Genomic DNA, 15,423 nt, shown 5'->3' on the forward strand with positions numbered 1-15,423 from the left:
AATAACGTTCATCCCATTTGCCCGCACTACACTTGATCAGATTGACGAGTGACGTGGGAGATGAAAATCGATTGAACCACTTACAAGGAGAAAGATAAAATGGCTAAAAAAAGCAAACAACTTCGTGCTGCTCTTGAAAAAATCGACAGCACAAAAGCATACAGCGTAGAAGAAGCTGTAGCACTTGCAAAAGAAACTAACTTTGCAAAATTCGATGCAACTGTAGAAGTTGCTTACAACCTGAACATCGACGTTAAAAAAGCTGACCAACAAATCCGTGGCGCAATGGTATTGCCAAACGGAACTGGTAAAACTTCACGCGTTCTTGTTTTCGCACGTGGTGCTAAAGCAGAGGAAGCGAAAGCTGCTGGTGCAGACTTCGTTGGTGAAGATGATCTCGTTGCAAAAATCAACGACGGTTGGTTGGACTTTGACGTAGTAATCGCTACACCTGACATGATGGCTCTTGTAGGTCGCCTTGGACGTGTCCTTGGACCTCGTAACTTGATGCCAAACCCTAAGACTGGTACTGTAACAATGGACGTTGCAAAAGCAGTTGAAGAGTCTAAAGGTGGTAAGATTACTTACCGTGCAGACCGTGCAGGTAACGTACAAGCTATCATTGGTAAAGTTTCATTTGAAGCTGACAAGTTGGTTGAAAACTTCAAAGCTTTCAACGACACAATCCAAAAAGCAAAACCAGCTACTGCTAAAGGTACTTATGTAACCAACCTGACTATCACTACTACGCAAGGTGTTGGTATCAAGGTTGACGTAAACTCACTTTAAGAATTAAATTGAACTGCTTTTGGGTAGTTCTTTTTTTGAAATAAAAATGATGATAGCGATTACAAACTCATAGAAACATGTTATAATAATATCGAATCAATTTATTTTATAATAAAAGGAGACGGTGTCATGAAAAAAGATCAGAACCAGCTAACCTGGCTGATGGTATCTCTGATTGCTTTTAATATGGTCTGGGGTCTTGGAAATGTAGTTAATAACTACTCCCAGCAGGGTATTTCGGTAATTGTTTCTTGGATTCTTATCCTTGCTATTTACTTTATTCCCTATGCCCTCATCGTGGGGCAGCTAGGCTCGACTTTTAAGGAGAGCGGAGGCGGTGTCAGCGACTGGGTGGAAAAGACCTCTACCAAGCGGCTGGCGTATTTTGCGGCCTGGACTTACTGGGTGGTGCATATTCCCTATCTGGCTCAGAAGCCGCAGGGAGTTTTGATTCCGCTGGGCTGGGCTCTTCAGGGAAATGGCGACTTTTTGAGCAGTCTTGATATTCATTGGATTGTTATTCTTAGCTTACTGATTTTTGGTGCCTTTCTATACTTGTCAACCAAGGGACTGTCAACGCTTAAGGTGATTGGGGGCTTGGCAGGAAGTGCTATGCTGATTATGTCTTTCCTCTTCGTCCTCTTAGCGGTCGGGGCTCCTTTTATCAAACCTGATATGCAGTTTGCGACGGCTAATATGGATAAGCTTAGCACTTACATTCCCAACTTTGACTTCTCTTATTTCACGACCATCTCCCTCTTGGTCTTTGCGGTCGGCGGGGCTGAGAAAATCTCGCCTTACGTTAACCAAACACGCAATCCAGCCAAGGAATTTCCAAAGGGGATGATTGTCATGGCTGTCATGGTTGGTGCATCTGCTATCCTAGGCTCTATTGCTATGGGCATGCTTTTTGATGGCAGCAATATTCCTGAGGATCTGATGCGAAACGGTGCTTACCAAGCTTTTCAAATGCTGGGCAACTACTGGGGTGTAGGCAATGTACTAGTAGTCATCTATGCCCTGACCAACATGGTTGGACAGATTGCTGCACTGGCTTTCTCTATTGACGCGCCTCTGCAAATCATGCTCAATAATGCTGATGAAGAGTTTGTCCCAAGTTGGCTGCGCAAGAGAACATCAAAAGGAGTCCTCATTAACGGTTACATCCTGACAGGGATTTTAGTTAGCTTACTAATTATTCTGCCTATCTTTGGAATCAAAGAAATTGACGGCCTGGTCAAATGGATGACCAACCTCAACTCTATCGTTATGCCCATGCGTTATCTCTGGGTATTCCTGGCCTACATGATGTTGAACAAGGCCTGGAAGAAGTACAAGGATGCCGAATACAAGTTTACCAAAAATCCCAAAGTTGGCTTTGCTATCGGAGCTTGGTGCTTCCTCTTTACAGCCTTTGCCTGCATTTTAGGGATGGTTCCGAAAGTAGACTTTGCCAAAGATCCAGCTGGCTGGCAATTCTCTCTCTTGACAAATATCCTGACGCCAATCGTCTTGATCAGTCTGGGTGTCGTCCTGCCGCTCTTAGCTAAGCGGGAAAAGAAACAGTCGGTCAAGCAGTGAGTAGACCTTGTAAAAGATGATTGAAATATTCATTCCCAGTCCTATCTGATGATGGGGCTGGTTTTTCTGTGAAATGAGCTTGCCTGCTCTGCTATTTTACTAAAAGGAAAAAAGAAAAATTTCAGTGATTTAACTATATAAAAATCACAAAATGTGGTAAAATAGTACAGATAAAATAAGGAGTAAAAAAATGGTAGAACCTAAGTATAAGCGTATTTTGATTAAGTTGTCAGGTGAAGCTCTTGCCGGTGAAAAAGGCGTTGGTATTGATATTCAAACTGTTCAGAAGATGGCGGAAGAAATCAAAGAAGTTCACGATTTGGGAGTTCAGATTGCTCTGGTTATCGGAGGTGGAAACCTTTGGCGGGGTGAGCCGGCAGCGGAAGCGGGCATGGACCGCGTGCAGGCCGACTATACTGGTATGTTGGGCACTGTCATGAATGCGCTGGTAATGGCGGATTCGCTGCAGCAAGTCGGTGTAGATACGCGCGTGCAGACAGCGATTGCTATGCAGCAGGTAGCTGAGCCTTACATCCGAGGTAGGGCCCTTCGTCATCTGGAAAAAGGCCGTATCGTCATTTTCGGTGCAGGTATTGGTTCTCCTTATTTTTCAACCGATACAACCGCTGCCTTGCGCTCAGCTGAGATTGAAGCAGATGCGATTCTCATGGCTAAAAATGGCGTGGACGGTGTTTACAATGCCGATCCTAAGAAAGACAAAACCGCTGTTAAGTTTGATGAGCTGACCCACCGGGATGTCATCAGTAAGGGACTGCGGATTATGGACTCAACGGCTTCGACTCTGTCTATGGACAATGACATTGACTTGGTTGTCTTTAACATGAATGAGCCGGGCAATATCAAACGCGTTGTTATCGGTGAGCAAATCGGAACAACAGTATCAAATAATTTATAAGAACGGAGATTAGAAACTCATGGCAAATGCAATTGTAGAAAAAGCAAAAGAAAGAATGACCCACTCGCACCAAAGTTTGGCTCGTGAATTTGGCAGCATCCGTGCAGGCCGCGCCAATGCCAGCCTTTTGGACCGCATCCATGTGGAGTACTATGGAGTAGAAACTCCGCTCAATCAAATCGCTTCGATTACGATTCCGGAAGCGCGTGTTCTTTTGGTGACACCTTTTGACAAGTCTTCTATCAAGGACATTGAGCGTGCGCTTAATGCTTCTGACCTCGGGATTACGCCAGCCAGCGATGGCTCTGTGATTCGTCTGGTCATTCCAGCTCTGACAGAGGAAACTCGCCGTGACTTGGCTAAAGAAGTGAAAAAGGTCGGTGAAAATGCTAAAGTTGCTATCCGTAACATCCGCCGCGATGCTATGGACGAAGCTAAGAAGCAGGAAAAAGCTAAAGAAATCACTGAAGACGAATTGAAGACCTTGGAAAAGGATATTCAAAAAGTAACGGACGATGCTATCAAACATATCGATGAGATGACAGCCAATAAAGAAAAAGAACTTTTAGAAGTTTAACATTTTTATCAGAATCAAAACTCAGTTGGCTTTGGCTGACTGAGTTGTTTTAACATCAAAAATCCTTGCCTGGTTTGAAGAAGCAAGGTAGAAAATAGGTCTATATGAATACAAATCTTGCCAGCTTCATCGTGGGTATCATCACGGATGAAAATGATCGCTTTTACTTTGTTCAAAAGGATGGTCAGGTTTACGCTCTTTCTAAGGAAGAAGGTTCGCATGAGCTAGGTCAGTCTGTCAAAGGCTTTGCCTATAGCGATATGAAGCAGAAGCTTCGTTTGACAACTCTCGAAGTTACAGCGACCCAAGACCAGTTTGGCTGGGGAACAGTAACGGAGGTCCGCAAGGATCTAGGCGTCTTTGTCGATACGGGTCTGCCGGATAAGCAAATCGTCGTGTCACTAGACATCTTGCCAGAGATCAAGGAACTCTGGCCTAAGAAGGGCGACCGCCTTTATATCCGTCTGGATGTGGACAAAAAAGACCGCATCTGGGGTCAACTGGCTTATCAAGAGGATTTCCAGCGTCTGGCTCGTCCTGCCTACAATAACATGCAAAATCAAAATTGGCCAGCCATCGTTTATCGGCTCAAGCTTTCTGGTACCTTTGTCTACCTGCCGGAGAATAATATGCTGGGCTTCATTCATCCGAGTGAGCGTTATGCAGAGCCACGTCTAGGGCAAGTCTTGGACGCACGGGTAATTGGCTTCCGTGAAGTAGACCGCACCCTTAACCTCTCCCTCAAGCCTCGTTCATTTGAAATGTTGGAAAACGATGCCCAGATGATTCTTACCTATCTGGAGAGTAATGGCGGCTTTATGACCTTGAACGATAAATCTTCACCAGACGACATCAAGGCTACCTTTGGCATTTCCAAAGGCCAGTTTAAAAAAGCTCTAGGTGGGCTGATGAAAGCTGGTAAAATCAAGCAGGATTCGACTGGAACAGAGTTGGTGTGAGGATAAAGAATCACGTATCTAGAGCTGATGCTTGGAAGGATACTGTCTTAAAGAAATGAAAGGAACCTATGAGAAAATCTTTTTACAGCTGGCTGATGACAGAACGCAATCCTAAGAGCAAGGAGTCCAAGGCTATTTTGGCGGATTTGGCTTTTCAGGATACTGCCTTTCCCAAGCATACGGATGATTTTGACGAGGTCAGTCGTTTTCTGGAGGAGCACGCAAATTTTTCCTTTAACTTGGGTGAGTTTGATGCTATTTGGGAAGAGTATCAGGCCCATTAAGTGGATAGTGGCTAGGGATAGTCATTTTCTGCTTGCTTTGATATAATAAAGATAATTCATTCAAAAAAATAAAATAGAGAGGTTCTTTGTTTGCAGGAACATTCAGTAGAATTGAAACTGGGCCATCCAGATGATGCCTTTCATCTTTTTGGTTCTAATGAACGCCATCTGCGCCTGATGGAGCAGGAATTGAAGGTAACTATTCATGCCCGAACCGAGATTGTGCAGATTTTAGGTACGAAGGCTGCCTGTGAAGAGACTCGACAGGTCATTCAGGCTCTGTTGGTCTTGGTCAATCGTGGCATGACCATCGGTACTCCCGATGTTGTGACAGCCATTACTATGGTTAAAAATGATGAAATTGATAAGTTTATAGCACTCTACGAAGAAGAGATTATCAAGGACAGTTATGGCAAGCCAATTCGGGTCAAGACACTTGGTCAGAAAATCTATGTGGACAGTGTTAAAAATCATGATATCGTCTTTGGTATCGGGCCAGCTGGAACAGGGAAGACTTTTCTGGCGGTGACCTTGGCTGTGACAGCTCTCAAGCGTGGACAGGTCAAACGAATCATTCTGACACGGCCAGCGGTAGAAGCTGGTGAGAGTTTGGGCTTTTTGCCTGGTGACCTCAAGGAAAAGGTGGATCCTTATCTGCGTCCGGTCTATGATGCCTTGTATCAGATTTTGGGCAAGGACCAGACAACGCGCCTTATGGAGCGAGAAATCATTGAAATTGCACCTTTAGCTTATATGCGGGGGCGGACGCTGGATGATGCTTTTGTGATTCTGGACGAGGCACAGAATACCACCATTATGCAGATGAAGATGTTTCTGACGCGGCTGGGATTCCAGTCCAAGATGATTGTCAATGGAGACATCAGCCAGATTGACCTGCCTCGCAATGTTAAATCAGGACTCATTGATGCTCAGGAGAAATTGAAGAACATCTCCCAGATCGATTTTGTGCATTTCTCAGCTAAGGATGTCGTTCGTCATCCAGTGGTGGCGGAGATTATCCGAGCTTATGAACCAACTCCTGTTAAAGCTAGTGAATCAGATATAGAAGAAACAGAATAGCATACGAAAAGAGCAGATTTATTTCTGCTCTTTTTTGTGAGATTGATTTTAAAGTCGAAATGATCAACTAAACGAGTTCATCAATAGATGTGTAGTCTTTGTTAAGGCCTTCTGCAACTGGCAGGCTGGTGATATGACCTTGGAAAGTCGTTACACCTTGGCGCAGTCCTTGGTCATCTGTAATGGCTTGTTTGAAGCCTTTTCCTGCCAAGGCTTCAATATAAGGAAGGGTGACATTGGTCAAGGCGATAGTAGAAGTACGGGCTACGGCACCTGGGATATTAGCAACTGCATAGTGGAGGACACCATGTTTTTCGTAAACAGGCTCGGTGTGAGTCGTTACACGGTCGGCTGTTTCAATAACACCGCCTTGGTCAACGGCTACGTCAACAATGACTGAGCCTGGACGCATTTGCTTAACCATATCGTCTGTCACCAGTTTTGGAGCCTTCGCACCAGGGATGAGGACGGCACCGATCACGACATCTGCCTCTCGAACGCTAGCTTCGATATTGAAAGGATTAGACATGAGGGTCTGGATTTGATGGCCAAAGACATCTTCTAGGACAGACAGACGCTTAGCGCTGATATCCAGAATAGTCACTTGAGCACCCAGTCCTAGAGCGATACGAGCGGCATGAGTACCTACGACACCGCCACCGATAATGGTGACTTTCCCTTTCGGAACACCCGGTACGCCACCGAGAAGTACGCCAGATCCGCCTTCACGCTTAGTCAGGAAGTGGGCTCCGATTTGGACTGCCATCCGTCCAGCGACCTCACTCATAGGTACCAAGAGTGGCAGTTGTCCATCTTGATCGCGGACAGTTTCGTAGGCCAGACCAGTTGTCTTAGCACTAGTCATAGCATCTGCTAGCTCAGGAGCGGCAGCCATGTGCAGGTAGGTAAAGAGTAAGAGGTCATCGCGGAGGAATCCATATTCAGCTGCCAGAGGTTCTTTGACCTTGACCACTAGCTCAGCTGCCCAAGCTTCTGCAGCAGTAGGGACGATTTTTGCACCTTGTTTTTGGTAGTCTGCATCTGTAAAACCAGATCCCAGCCCCGCATTTGTCTCAATCAGAACTTCATGGCCTTTACCAACGAGGCTATGAACACCAGCTGGTGTCAGAGCGACACGATTTTCATTATTTTTGATTTCTTTTGGAATACCGATTAACATAAAAAATATGCTCCTTTTTTAAGATGTTTTTATTGTATATGAAAACGCTTCAAAAATCAAGAAAAAATCGGAGTGGTTTGCTTTCATTAGTGAATTGTGCTATTCTGTTAAGAAAAAATAGGAGGTCCTGATGGAAAATATCTATGTCAAACTGGCTCGTCATACCAGACTGGAAACTGAGCGGTTGATTCTGCGCCCGGTGACCTTGGAAGATGCCCCGGCGATGTTTGAGTATGCTTCGGATGAGGAAAATACTCGCTATACCTTTGAGACAAATAAAAGCCTGGAAGAAACACGCAATAATATCGCTCTCTTTTATCTGGCTAATCCTCTGGGGCGCTGGGGAATAGAAGTGAAGGAGAGCGGCAAATTCATCGGGACTATTGACCTGCATAAGATCAGGCTGGACTTGAAAACAGCGGCTATCGGCTATGTAATCAATAAAAAATACTGGAATCAGGGTTATACGACAGAGGCCAATCGCGCAGTCATCAAGCTGGCTTTTGAGCAAATCGGAATGAATAAACTTGTAGCGCTGCATGATGTGGATAATCCAGCATCTGGCCGGGTTATGGTCAAGTCGGGTATGAAATATTCTCACGAAGAGCCTTATGCGTCACTAGACAAGCATGAGCAAGGCCGCATTGTGACGCGGGTCCATTACTATCTGACTAGCGAAGATTATTTTGCAAAAAAATGAGAAAGGATATTGACAAGCACCTATCTACATGATATATTAGATAGGTACGCTGATTTAGCTCAGTTGGCAGAGCGCATCCATGGTAAGGATGAGGTCGCCGGTTCGATCCCGGCAATTAGCATCTTGTAATACAAGGTTGGGTTTTCCCAGCCTTTTCTTTTTGTCAGTTATAGCAAATAGTGAAAGGCAAAGTTTCGGGAAGGAACATAATAAAAATAGCTGCTTTTGTCTTTGCTGTGAGTGGTTGACAAATCTGCTCTGCTATTTTCCAAAACCCTGCCCTCGGCTCCCTAAAGTGAGTCAAAATATGATATAATAAGGTAATACTAGCAAAGCGGGTAAGATATGTATATCGAAATGGTAGATGAAACGGGTCAGGTTTCGGAAGAGATTCTTAAACAGACCCAGGAAATTTTGGAGTTTGCGGCCCAGAAAACGGGCAAGGAAAATAAGGAAATGGCTGTGACTTTTGTCAGCAATGCGCGCAGTCATGAACTCAACTTGGAATATAGAGATACGGATCGGCCAACGGATGTGATTAGCTTGGAGTACAAGCCTGAGCTGGACATTGCTGTTGACGAAGAGGATTTGCTGGACCACCCTGAGCTAGCTGAGATGCTGGAAGATTTTGACGCCTATATCGGTGAGCTGTTCATTTCAGTAGACAAGGCGCGTGAGCAGGCTGAAGAATACGGCCACAGCTTTGAGCGGGAGATGGGCTTTTTGGCAGTGCATGGTTTTCTGCATATCAACGGCTATGATCACTATACGCCGGAAGAAGAAGCAGAAATGTTTGGTTTACAGGAAGAAATTTTAACTGCTTATGGACTCACAAGGAAATAACAAACGCAAATGGAAAAACCGAGATGTGGTCTCGAGTCTGGAATTTGCTTTAACCGGTATTTTTACAGCCTTTAAAGAGGAGCGCAATCTGCGCAAGCATGTACTTTCGGCTTTGGCAGTGATAGTTGCGGGACTGGTTTTTGACTTGTCCGCGATAGAATGGCTCTTTCTCTTTTTGAGTATTTTTCTGGTCATTGCCTTTGAGATTGTCAATTCTGCCATTGAAAATGTCGTGGATCTGGCCAGTGATTACCACTTTTCTATGCGGGCAAAGAATGCCAAGGATATGGCAGCGGGAGCTGTTCTGGTCGTGTCTGGCTTTGCTGTTGTGACAGGACTGATTATTTTTGTTCCCAAGATTTGGGATTGGATTTTTTAAAGATTTGAAAATCGGGGGAGACTGCCGATTTTCTGCTGTTTTAATGGAAATAATAGAGGTGAAAGAATGACTTTTAAATCAGGTTTTGTAGCTATTTTAGGACGTCCTAATGTTGGGAAATCAACCTTTTTGAATCATGTTATGGGGCAAAAGATTGCCATCATGAGCGATAAGGCTCAGACTACTCGCAATAAAATTATGGGAATTTACACGACGGATAAGGAGCAGATTGTCTTTATCGACACGCCGGGAATCCATAAGCCTAAGACGGCTCTAGGCGATTTTATGGTGGAAGCAGCTTACAGCACCCTGCGTGAGGTGGATACCGTCCTCTTCATGGTGCCAGCAGATGAGCCGCGTGGCAAGGGTGATGATATGATTATCGAGCGCCTGAAAGCGGCTAAAGTGCCAGTTATTTTGGTGGTCAATAAGATTGATAAAGTTCATCCGGATCAGCTTTTAGCGCAAATTGATGATTTCCGTCAGCAGATGGACTTCAAAGAAATCGTGCCGATTTCAGCCCTGCAGGGCAATAATGTGTCCCATCTTATTGATATTCTCAGTGAGAATCTGGAGGAAGGCTTCCAGTATTTCCCAGAAGACCAGATTACCGACCATCCGGAGCGCTTTCTGGTGTCAGAGATGATTCGGGAGAAGGTGTTGATGCTGACACGGGAGGAAATTCCCCACTCAGTCGCGGTGGTTGTTGACAGCATGAAGCGAGACGAGGAGACGGACAAGGTCCATATCCGAGCAACTATCATGGTGGAGCGCGACAGCCAAAAAGGCATTATCATCGGTAAAGGCGGATCCATGCTGAAGAAAATCGGATCTATGGCTCGGCGTGATATTGAGCTCATGCTGGGGGACAAGGTCTTCCTAGAAACCTGGGTCAAGGTCAAGAAAAATTGGCGGGATAAGAAGCTGGACCTAGCAGACTTTGGCTATAATAAGAAGGAGTATTGAGGTTTTCTAAGCTAGTAAGTGAGGTGATGGAAATGCCATCATTATTCATTGACGAAAGAGGACAGCAAAATCCAAAAAGCATTATCTTTTTGCATGCTTCAGGCTCTAGCAGTCAGATGTGGCGACACCATGTTGCTGCGCTTGAGCAAGATTTTCATTGCATTCTTGTGGATTTACCTGGTCACGGAGCCAGTCGTGATATTGAGTGGACAAACTTTGATGATGTCGTGGAAATGATTGTGGCTGTCATTAACAGCAAAGCACATGGCAAGCCGCACTTGGTCGGGCTTTCATTAGGCGGTTCCCTCATACTTAAGTTGTTGAAAAAACATTCCAGTCTTATAGATAAAGTCATTGTGGATGGGGCAAGTCCTCAGCCAATTAAGGGCTATCGCAAGATCATTGCCATTGTCTATCTGATGTCTTTCTTGAAAAATACTAAATTTGTAGCTAATTTCCTGACAAAGATGATGCAAGAGGACGGAGCACCTGTCCAAGACGTTCAGCGCTTTGTTGCAGATTTCCAAAGAGCTGAACAGCGCTCATTTCGCCATGCGATGTCACAGGCAAATCTGTTGAGACTTGACTTGCAGTTTGATAATCCTGCTTTCTTTGTCTCAGGTGGAAAAGAAGCCGAAACCATTCATGACTGCCACCGCAGGTTGGCACAGAAAAATGTTAGGTCTGAATGCGCCTATTATCCCGACAAAGGGCATACTTGGCTTTTTAGTGATGTGGATACGCATATTCAGCTGCTGCGCTATTTCTTTCAAAACGCTGCCTTCCCAGAGAAATTGAAAGGATTTTGATATGGACTATATTTCCTATATTCGCTCCAAGGTGGGGCATGATAAGGTTATCTTGAATTTTGCCGGTGGGCTTCTGGCAGACGAGGAAGGTCGTGTGCTTCTGCAGTTGCGAGGTGATAAGAAAACATGGGCGATTCCTGGTGGAGCTATGGAGCTCGGGGAGACTTCTTTGCAAGCAGCCGTGCGCGAATTTCACGAAGAGACAGGCATTGCTGTTGAAGCCAAGCGCTTGCTGAATGTTTATACTAATTTTGATGAATCTTATCCTAATGGTGACAAAGTGCAGACGGTTGTCTTTCTGTATGAATTGAAGGCACTGGAGAATGTTGATATTTCCAATTTTCACAATGAGGAAACACTACGGTTAGGCTTTTTTTCTAAAGAAGAAATAGCAGAGCTGGAAAATGTATCAGATAAACACCGCCTGATGCTGGATGAGTATTTTTCGGACAGCTTTGCAATGGGGCTTTGATATTAAGAATAATAAGAAAGGAGCTTTATGCCTGAATTACCTGAAGTGGAGACGGTTCGGCGCGGTTTGGAGCGTCTGGTTGTTGGCAAGACGATTGGGCAGGTGCGGGTTCGCTATGCTAAGATGATTGGCACGGGAGTGGATAGTTTTATCCACGACTTGCCAGGCCAGACCATTGAAAAGATTGGCCGTCGGGGCAAGTATTTGCTCTTTTACCTGACGGGTGGAGTGCTGGTTTCCCATCTGCGAATGGAAGGCAAGTATCTTTTTTATCCTGATGCGGTGCCTGAGCGCAAGCATGCCCATGTCTTTTTCGAGATGACGGATGGTGGAACGCTTGTTTATGAGGACGTTCGCAAGTTTGGGACCATGGAGCTCTTGAGAAAGGACCAGCTGGAGGCTTATTTTGCTGCCAGAAAGCTTGGTCCTGAGCCGACAGCGGCGGACTTTCTTTTGGCGCCTTTTGCAGCAGCTTTGGGTCGTTCCAAGAAGCCTATCAAACCCTATTTGCTAGAGCAGACCTTGGTCGTTGGTCTGGGCAATATCTATGTAGATGAGGCCCTTTGGCGGGCGCGGATTCATCCGGCAAGGCCAGCAGCTAGTCTAAAGCCTACTGAAGTGAAGCGGCTGCGTGAGCAGATTATAGAAGTTTTGCAGCTTGGGATTGAAAAGAGAGGCTCGACCATTCGGACCTACCGCAATGCTTTGGGTGAAGATGGCACGATGCAGGATTTTCTGCAGGTCTATGGAAAGACTGGTCAACCCTGCGCTAGATGCGGCAGCCCGATTGAGAAAATTAAGCTGGGCGGACGCGGTACACATCTCTGTCCTCATTGCCAGAAAGCGAGGTAGCTATCATGGTAAGAATTATCGGTATTACTGGTGGTATTGCCTCGGGTAAGTCAACAGTGACAGAGTTTTTGAGGCAGCAGGGTTATCAGGTCATCGATGCGGATCAGGTAGTGCATGAGCTGCAAGAGCCGGGGGGACGGCTTTATCAAGCTCTTTTATCTACTTTTGGCCCAGCTATTTTACAGGAAGATGGGCGCTTGGACCGGCCTAAGCTGGGAGCTATGATTTTTGGGAATCCCGAACTCTTGGCGCAATCCAGTCAAATACAAAATCAGATTATCCGCGAGGAACTGGCTGGCAGGCGAGATTTGCTGGCAGAGACGGAAGACATCTTTTTTATGGATCTTCCCTTGCTGTTTGAGTTACAATATGAAGACTGGTTTGACCAGATCTGGCTGGTGGATGTGACGGAGAAAACTCAGCTCAGTCGCCTTATGACTCGAAATGCTCTTAGTCAGGAAGAGGCTGAAAAACGCATAGCTGCTCAGCTATCTCTTCAAGAAAAACGAAATAGAGCAGACGTGCTTATTGATAATAATGGCCCGCTTGAGGAAACTCTACGGCAGATTCGCGATGCTTTGCAGAAATTAGAAAGAAGTTGATTTATCACGACACAAGTAAATTGGAAACATAACCTGAAAGTCGCTTGGTTTGGGAACTTCCTGACAGGTGCCAGCATTTCTCTGGTGACGCCTTTTATGCCCCTTTTCGTGGAGCAGCTGGGTGCCAGAGGTCATGAGGTGGAGTATTACGCTGGGCTAGGGATTTCACTCTCTGCAATCTCAGCGGCCTTGCTCTCTCCTGTCTGGGGAAGTCTGGCCGACCGATATGGCCGTAAGCCTATGATGATACGTGCGGCTATTGCCATGGTTTTCACTATGGGCGGTATTGCTTTTGTGCCCAACATTTTCTGGCTCTTGCTCCTACGCTTTCTAAACGGTGTTTTCGCTGGTTATGTTCCCAACAGCACAGCTCTGATTGCCAGTCAGGCTCCCAAGGAAAAAACGGGTTATGCTCTGGGAACTCTCTCGACCGGTGTCGTTGCGGGTAATCTTATGGGGCCATTTATTGGCGGTCTGATTGCGGAGATGTTCGGTATTCGCAATGTCTTTCTTCTGATTGGCGCCTTTTTTCTAGCATCAGCCTTAATGACCTTTTATTTGATTCGGGAGGATTTTGTGCAAGTGACCCGACAAGAAGAGGTAGGCTTTAGGGAATTGCTGCGCCAACTCAGGTATCCTAAGATGCTGATGAATCTCTTTCTGACCAGCTTTGTTATCCAGTTTGCAGCTCAATCTATCAGCCCTATCCTTTCCCTCTATGTCAGAGAGCTGGGGCAAAAGGACAATCTGATCTTTGTTTCGGGTCTCATCGTTTCTAGCATGGGACTTTCCAGCATGATGAGCTCCAGTATTTTAGGGCGGTTAGGAGACCGTATCGGCAATCACCGGCTTCTGGTGCTGGCTCAGTTCTATTCAATCCTGATTTATCTGCTCTGTGCCAATGCTGGCTCCCCTATGCAGCTAGGCTTTTATCGCTTTTTATTTGGTCTAGGAACAGGGGCGCTGATACCAGGTGTCAATGCTTTGCTAAGTAAGATAACACCCAAATTTGGAATCTCTAGGATTTTCAGCTATAATCAGATTTTCTTTTATCTGGGTGGAGTGATCGGCCCTATGTCTGGATCGGTCATTGCGGCAGCCTATGGCTATCATTCAGTCTTTTATGCAACAGCAGGGCTAGTTGCTGTCAGTATGCTGGCCAATCTCTTTAGTTTTCGAAATTTATTTAAAAAGAAGGATATCTAGTGCGCGTTAAAATAAATTTAAAATGTTCCAGCTGCGGCAGTCAGAACTATCTGACCAGCAAAAATACTAAAACGCATCCGGAAAAAATTGAGGTCTTAAAGTATTGTCCTAAGGAAAGAAAAGTTACTTTACATCTTGAATCCAAGTAGATTTTATGATAAAATAGATAGGATTTTAAGGAGTTTTTATTTATGTACAACCTATTATTAACCATTTTAGTCATTTTATCAGCTATTATTGTCATTGCAATTTTCATGCAGCCAACTAAAAATCAGTCCAGCAACGTCTTTGATGCCAGTGCCAACGACTTGTTTGAACGTCCTAAGGCACGCGGTTTTGAAGCTGTGATGCAGCGTATGACGGGAATCATGATTTTCTTCTGGCTACTGATTGCATTGGTATTAGCAGTATTATCTAGTAAATAAAATGGGCTCTGACTTCGTCTTGGCCTATTTTTTTGGAACTCCAGAAATTAATGCATTAGGAGAGCCAAATATCAGGATAACTTAGTTTTTTATTAAGTTCATTTTGAACAGCTATTGGCTTCAGAATATAAGTGTAAAAGAACAGTAAGTAAGGGAGTAAAGAGTGTCTAAAAGTTTTGATAAAATAATAAAGAGTAACGTTGATCAAGATATTCTCCTTTTTTTGAAATTTGCTTATTTTGGGAATACGTCTAATCCTTTGGAGGCTGCAAGTAGAAGTGCCTATCACGATATGATGAGAACAATTAGATTTTATGATTTACCTCAGTCTGATAGATGGGAGATGAGAGAGAAAGTCAATAAGGTATTAAAAGAAGAAATAGATTGGCTAGATTCGAGTCATATCAGGAGTCAAAGTGTTTTTGATAGTTGGCATCGGAAACTTAGTGATGAAATAAAAATGATTTATCAAAGTTATGGAATTGAGTTTTCTTATGGACAAGCACAAAAATGGATCAATATGACAATAAAGTATTTATATATACTGGAAGTACAATCATTTGATGGGGTATTTGAGTATTTACATATTCCGATAGATAATTATATATTTGACAGTGTAGAAAATCTTCTTGGTATTCCAAGGCCCAAGCAAGCATGGAGTCGCTTGGATGATTATGACTGGTATTTGTGTTATCAAGAGGCTATTAGAGAGAAGCTATCTGGCATCAGTCCATTACGATGGGAATTTCGAGAATGGCTTAATGCAGTACAGAAAAAAGGTGATTGATTAGTGGAATGCTATT

General features: G+C 44.6%; 20 protein-coding genes and 1 tRNA gene. 20 read left to right on the forward strand and 1 reads right to left on the reverse strand.

From position 1 onward, the window contains the following. The first annotated feature begins 99 nt into the window (after positions 1–99). The 7 genes from rplA to K1I94_RS00930 all read left to right on the forward strand — a co-directional run bounded on the left by rplA (position 100) and on the right by K1I94_RS00930 (position 6,186). Positions 100–789, forward strand: coding sequence for a 50S ribosomal protein L1 (gene rplA / locus K1I94_RS00900; RefSeq protein ID WP_002894855.1), 690 nt, complete (start codon positions 100–102; stop codon positions 787–789). Positions 790–918: 129 nt separating this feature from the next. Next, on the forward strand, positions 919–2,370 hold the full coding sequence (locus tag K1I94_RS00905; RefSeq protein WP_223314131.1) for an APC family permease: 1,452 nt from the start codon (positions 919–921) through the stop codon (positions 2,368–2,370). A 190-nt stretch (positions 2,371–2,560) separates the two neighbouring features. Next, entirely contained in the window at positions 2,561–3,286 is a 726-nt protein-coding gene (gene pyrH / locus K1I94_RS00910; RefSeq protein ID WP_002894857.1) for a UMP kinase, read from the forward strand. Between the two features lie 19 nt (positions 3,287–3,305). Then, on the forward strand, positions 3,306–3,863 hold the full coding sequence (gene frr, locus K1I94_RS00915; RefSeq protein WP_223314132.1) for a ribosome recycling factor: 558 nt from the start codon (positions 3,306–3,308) through the stop codon (positions 3,861–3,863). A gap of 104 nt (positions 3,864–3,967) precedes the next feature. Beyond that, positions 3,968–4,822, forward strand: coding sequence for an RNA-binding virulence regulatory protein CvfB (cvfB, locus tag K1I94_RS00920; RefSeq protein ID WP_223314133.1), 855 nt, complete (start codon positions 3,968–3,970; stop codon positions 4,820–4,822). A 68-nt stretch (positions 4,823–4,890) separates the two neighbouring features. Continuing rightward, positions 4,891–5,106 carry a YozE family protein gene (locus K1I94_RS00925; protein WP_002906027.1) on the forward strand — a complete coding sequence of 72 codons (216 nt, stop codon included), beginning with the start codon at positions 4,891–4,893 and terminating at the stop codon, positions 5,104–5,106. Positions 5,107–5,196: 90 nt separating this feature from the next. Next, positions 5,197–6,186, forward strand: coding sequence for a PhoH family protein (locus K1I94_RS00930; protein WP_223314134.1), 990 nt, complete (start codon positions 5,197–5,199; stop codon positions 6,184–6,186). A 67-nt stretch (positions 6,187–6,253) separates the two neighbouring features. Here the strand turns inward: K1I94_RS00930 and ald are convergent, their stop codons facing one another. Then, positions 6,254–7,366, reverse strand: a complete 1,113-nt coding sequence (gene ald / locus K1I94_RS00935; protein ID WP_223314135.1) for an alanine dehydrogenase — start codon at positions 7,364–7,366, stop codon at positions 6,254–6,256. Positions 7,367–7,496: 130 nt separating this feature from the next. Here ald and K1I94_RS00940 point away from each other — a divergent pair, with 130 nt between their 5' ends. The 13 genes from K1I94_RS00940 to K1I94_RS01000 all read left to right on the forward strand — a co-directional run bounded on the left by K1I94_RS00940 (position 7,497) and on the right by K1I94_RS01000 (position 15,407). Next, complete coding sequence (locus K1I94_RS00940; RefSeq protein ID WP_223314136.1) at positions 7,497–8,066, forward strand: GNAT family N-acetyltransferase; 570 nt, start codon at positions 7,497–7,499, stop codon at positions 8,064–8,066. A gap of 48 nt (positions 8,067–8,114) precedes the next feature. Then, positions 8,115–8,187 (forward strand) — tRNA-Thr (locus K1I94_RS00945). Between the two features lie 224 nt (positions 8,188–8,411). Beyond that, positions 8,412–8,909 carry an rRNA maturation RNase YbeY gene (gene ybeY, locus K1I94_RS00950; protein WP_002916974.1) on the forward strand — a complete coding sequence of 166 codons (498 nt, stop codon included), beginning with the start codon at positions 8,412–8,414 and terminating at the stop codon, positions 8,907–8,909. After that, positions 8,890–9,288 (forward strand): diacylglycerol kinase family protein, encoded by a 399-nt coding sequence (locus K1I94_RS00955; protein WP_124765166.1) that lies wholly within the window; start codon positions 8,890–8,892, stop codon positions 9,286–9,288. Before ybeY ends, K1I94_RS00955 begins: the two co-directional genes overlap by 20 nt. Before the next feature lie 66 nt (positions 9,289–9,354). Next, positions 9,355–10,254 (forward strand): GTPase Era, encoded by a 900-nt coding sequence (era, locus tag K1I94_RS00960; RefSeq protein ID WP_002894867.1) that lies wholly within the window; start codon positions 9,355–9,357, stop codon positions 10,252–10,254. Positions 10,255–10,280: 26 nt separating this feature from the next. Then, positions 10,281–11,063, forward strand: coding sequence for an alpha/beta fold hydrolase (locus K1I94_RS00965; protein WP_223314137.1), 783 nt, complete (start codon positions 10,281–10,283; stop codon positions 11,061–11,063). Between the two features lies 1 nt (position 11,064). After that, positions 11,065–11,535 carry an NUDIX hydrolase gene (locus K1I94_RS00970; protein ID WP_223314138.1) on the forward strand — a complete coding sequence of 157 codons (471 nt, stop codon included), beginning with the start codon at positions 11,065–11,067 and terminating at the stop codon, positions 11,533–11,535. A 27-nt stretch (positions 11,536–11,562) separates the two neighbouring features. After that, positions 11,563–12,387: a DNA-formamidopyrimidine glycosylase gene (gene mutM, locus K1I94_RS00975; protein WP_223314139.1), complete on the forward strand. Its 825-nt coding sequence runs from the start codon at positions 11,563–11,565 to the stop codon at positions 12,385–12,387. A gap of 5 nt (positions 12,388–12,392) precedes the next feature. Continuing rightward, positions 12,393–12,989 (forward strand): dephospho-CoA kinase, encoded by a 597-nt coding sequence (gene coaE, locus K1I94_RS00980; RefSeq protein WP_223314140.1) that lies wholly within the window; start codon positions 12,393–12,395, stop codon positions 12,987–12,989. Between the two features lie 3 nt (positions 12,990–12,992). After that, positions 12,993–14,195 (forward strand): multidrug efflux MFS transporter, encoded by a 1,203-nt coding sequence (locus K1I94_RS00985; protein WP_317627928.1) that lies wholly within the window; start codon positions 12,993–12,995, stop codon positions 14,193–14,195. Continuing rightward, on the forward strand, positions 14,195–14,344 hold the full coding sequence (gene rpmG, locus K1I94_RS00990) for a 50S ribosomal protein L33 (RefSeq protein WP_072074309.1): 150 nt from the start codon (positions 14,195–14,197) through the stop codon (positions 14,342–14,344). Before K1I94_RS00985 ends, rpmG begins: the two co-directional genes overlap by 1 nt. A gap of 42 nt (positions 14,345–14,386) precedes the next feature. After that, positions 14,387–14,620 (forward strand): preprotein translocase subunit SecG, encoded by a 234-nt coding sequence (gene secG, locus K1I94_RS00995; protein ID WP_002894878.1) that lies wholly within the window; start codon positions 14,387–14,389, stop codon positions 14,618–14,620. Positions 14,621–14,783: 163 nt separating this feature from the next. Then, a complete protein-coding gene (locus tag K1I94_RS01000; RefSeq protein WP_223314141.1) occupies positions 14,784–15,407 on the forward strand; it encodes a hypothetical protein in 624 nt (207 codons plus the stop codon). Positions 15,408–15,423: the final 16 nt, after the last annotated feature.

Origin of the sequence: Streptococcus sanguinis, from assembly GCF_019929145.1 — a bacterium.
GTDB classification, from domain to species: Bacteria; Bacillota; Bacilli; order Lactobacillales; family Streptococcaceae; genus Streptococcus; species Streptococcus sanguinis_U.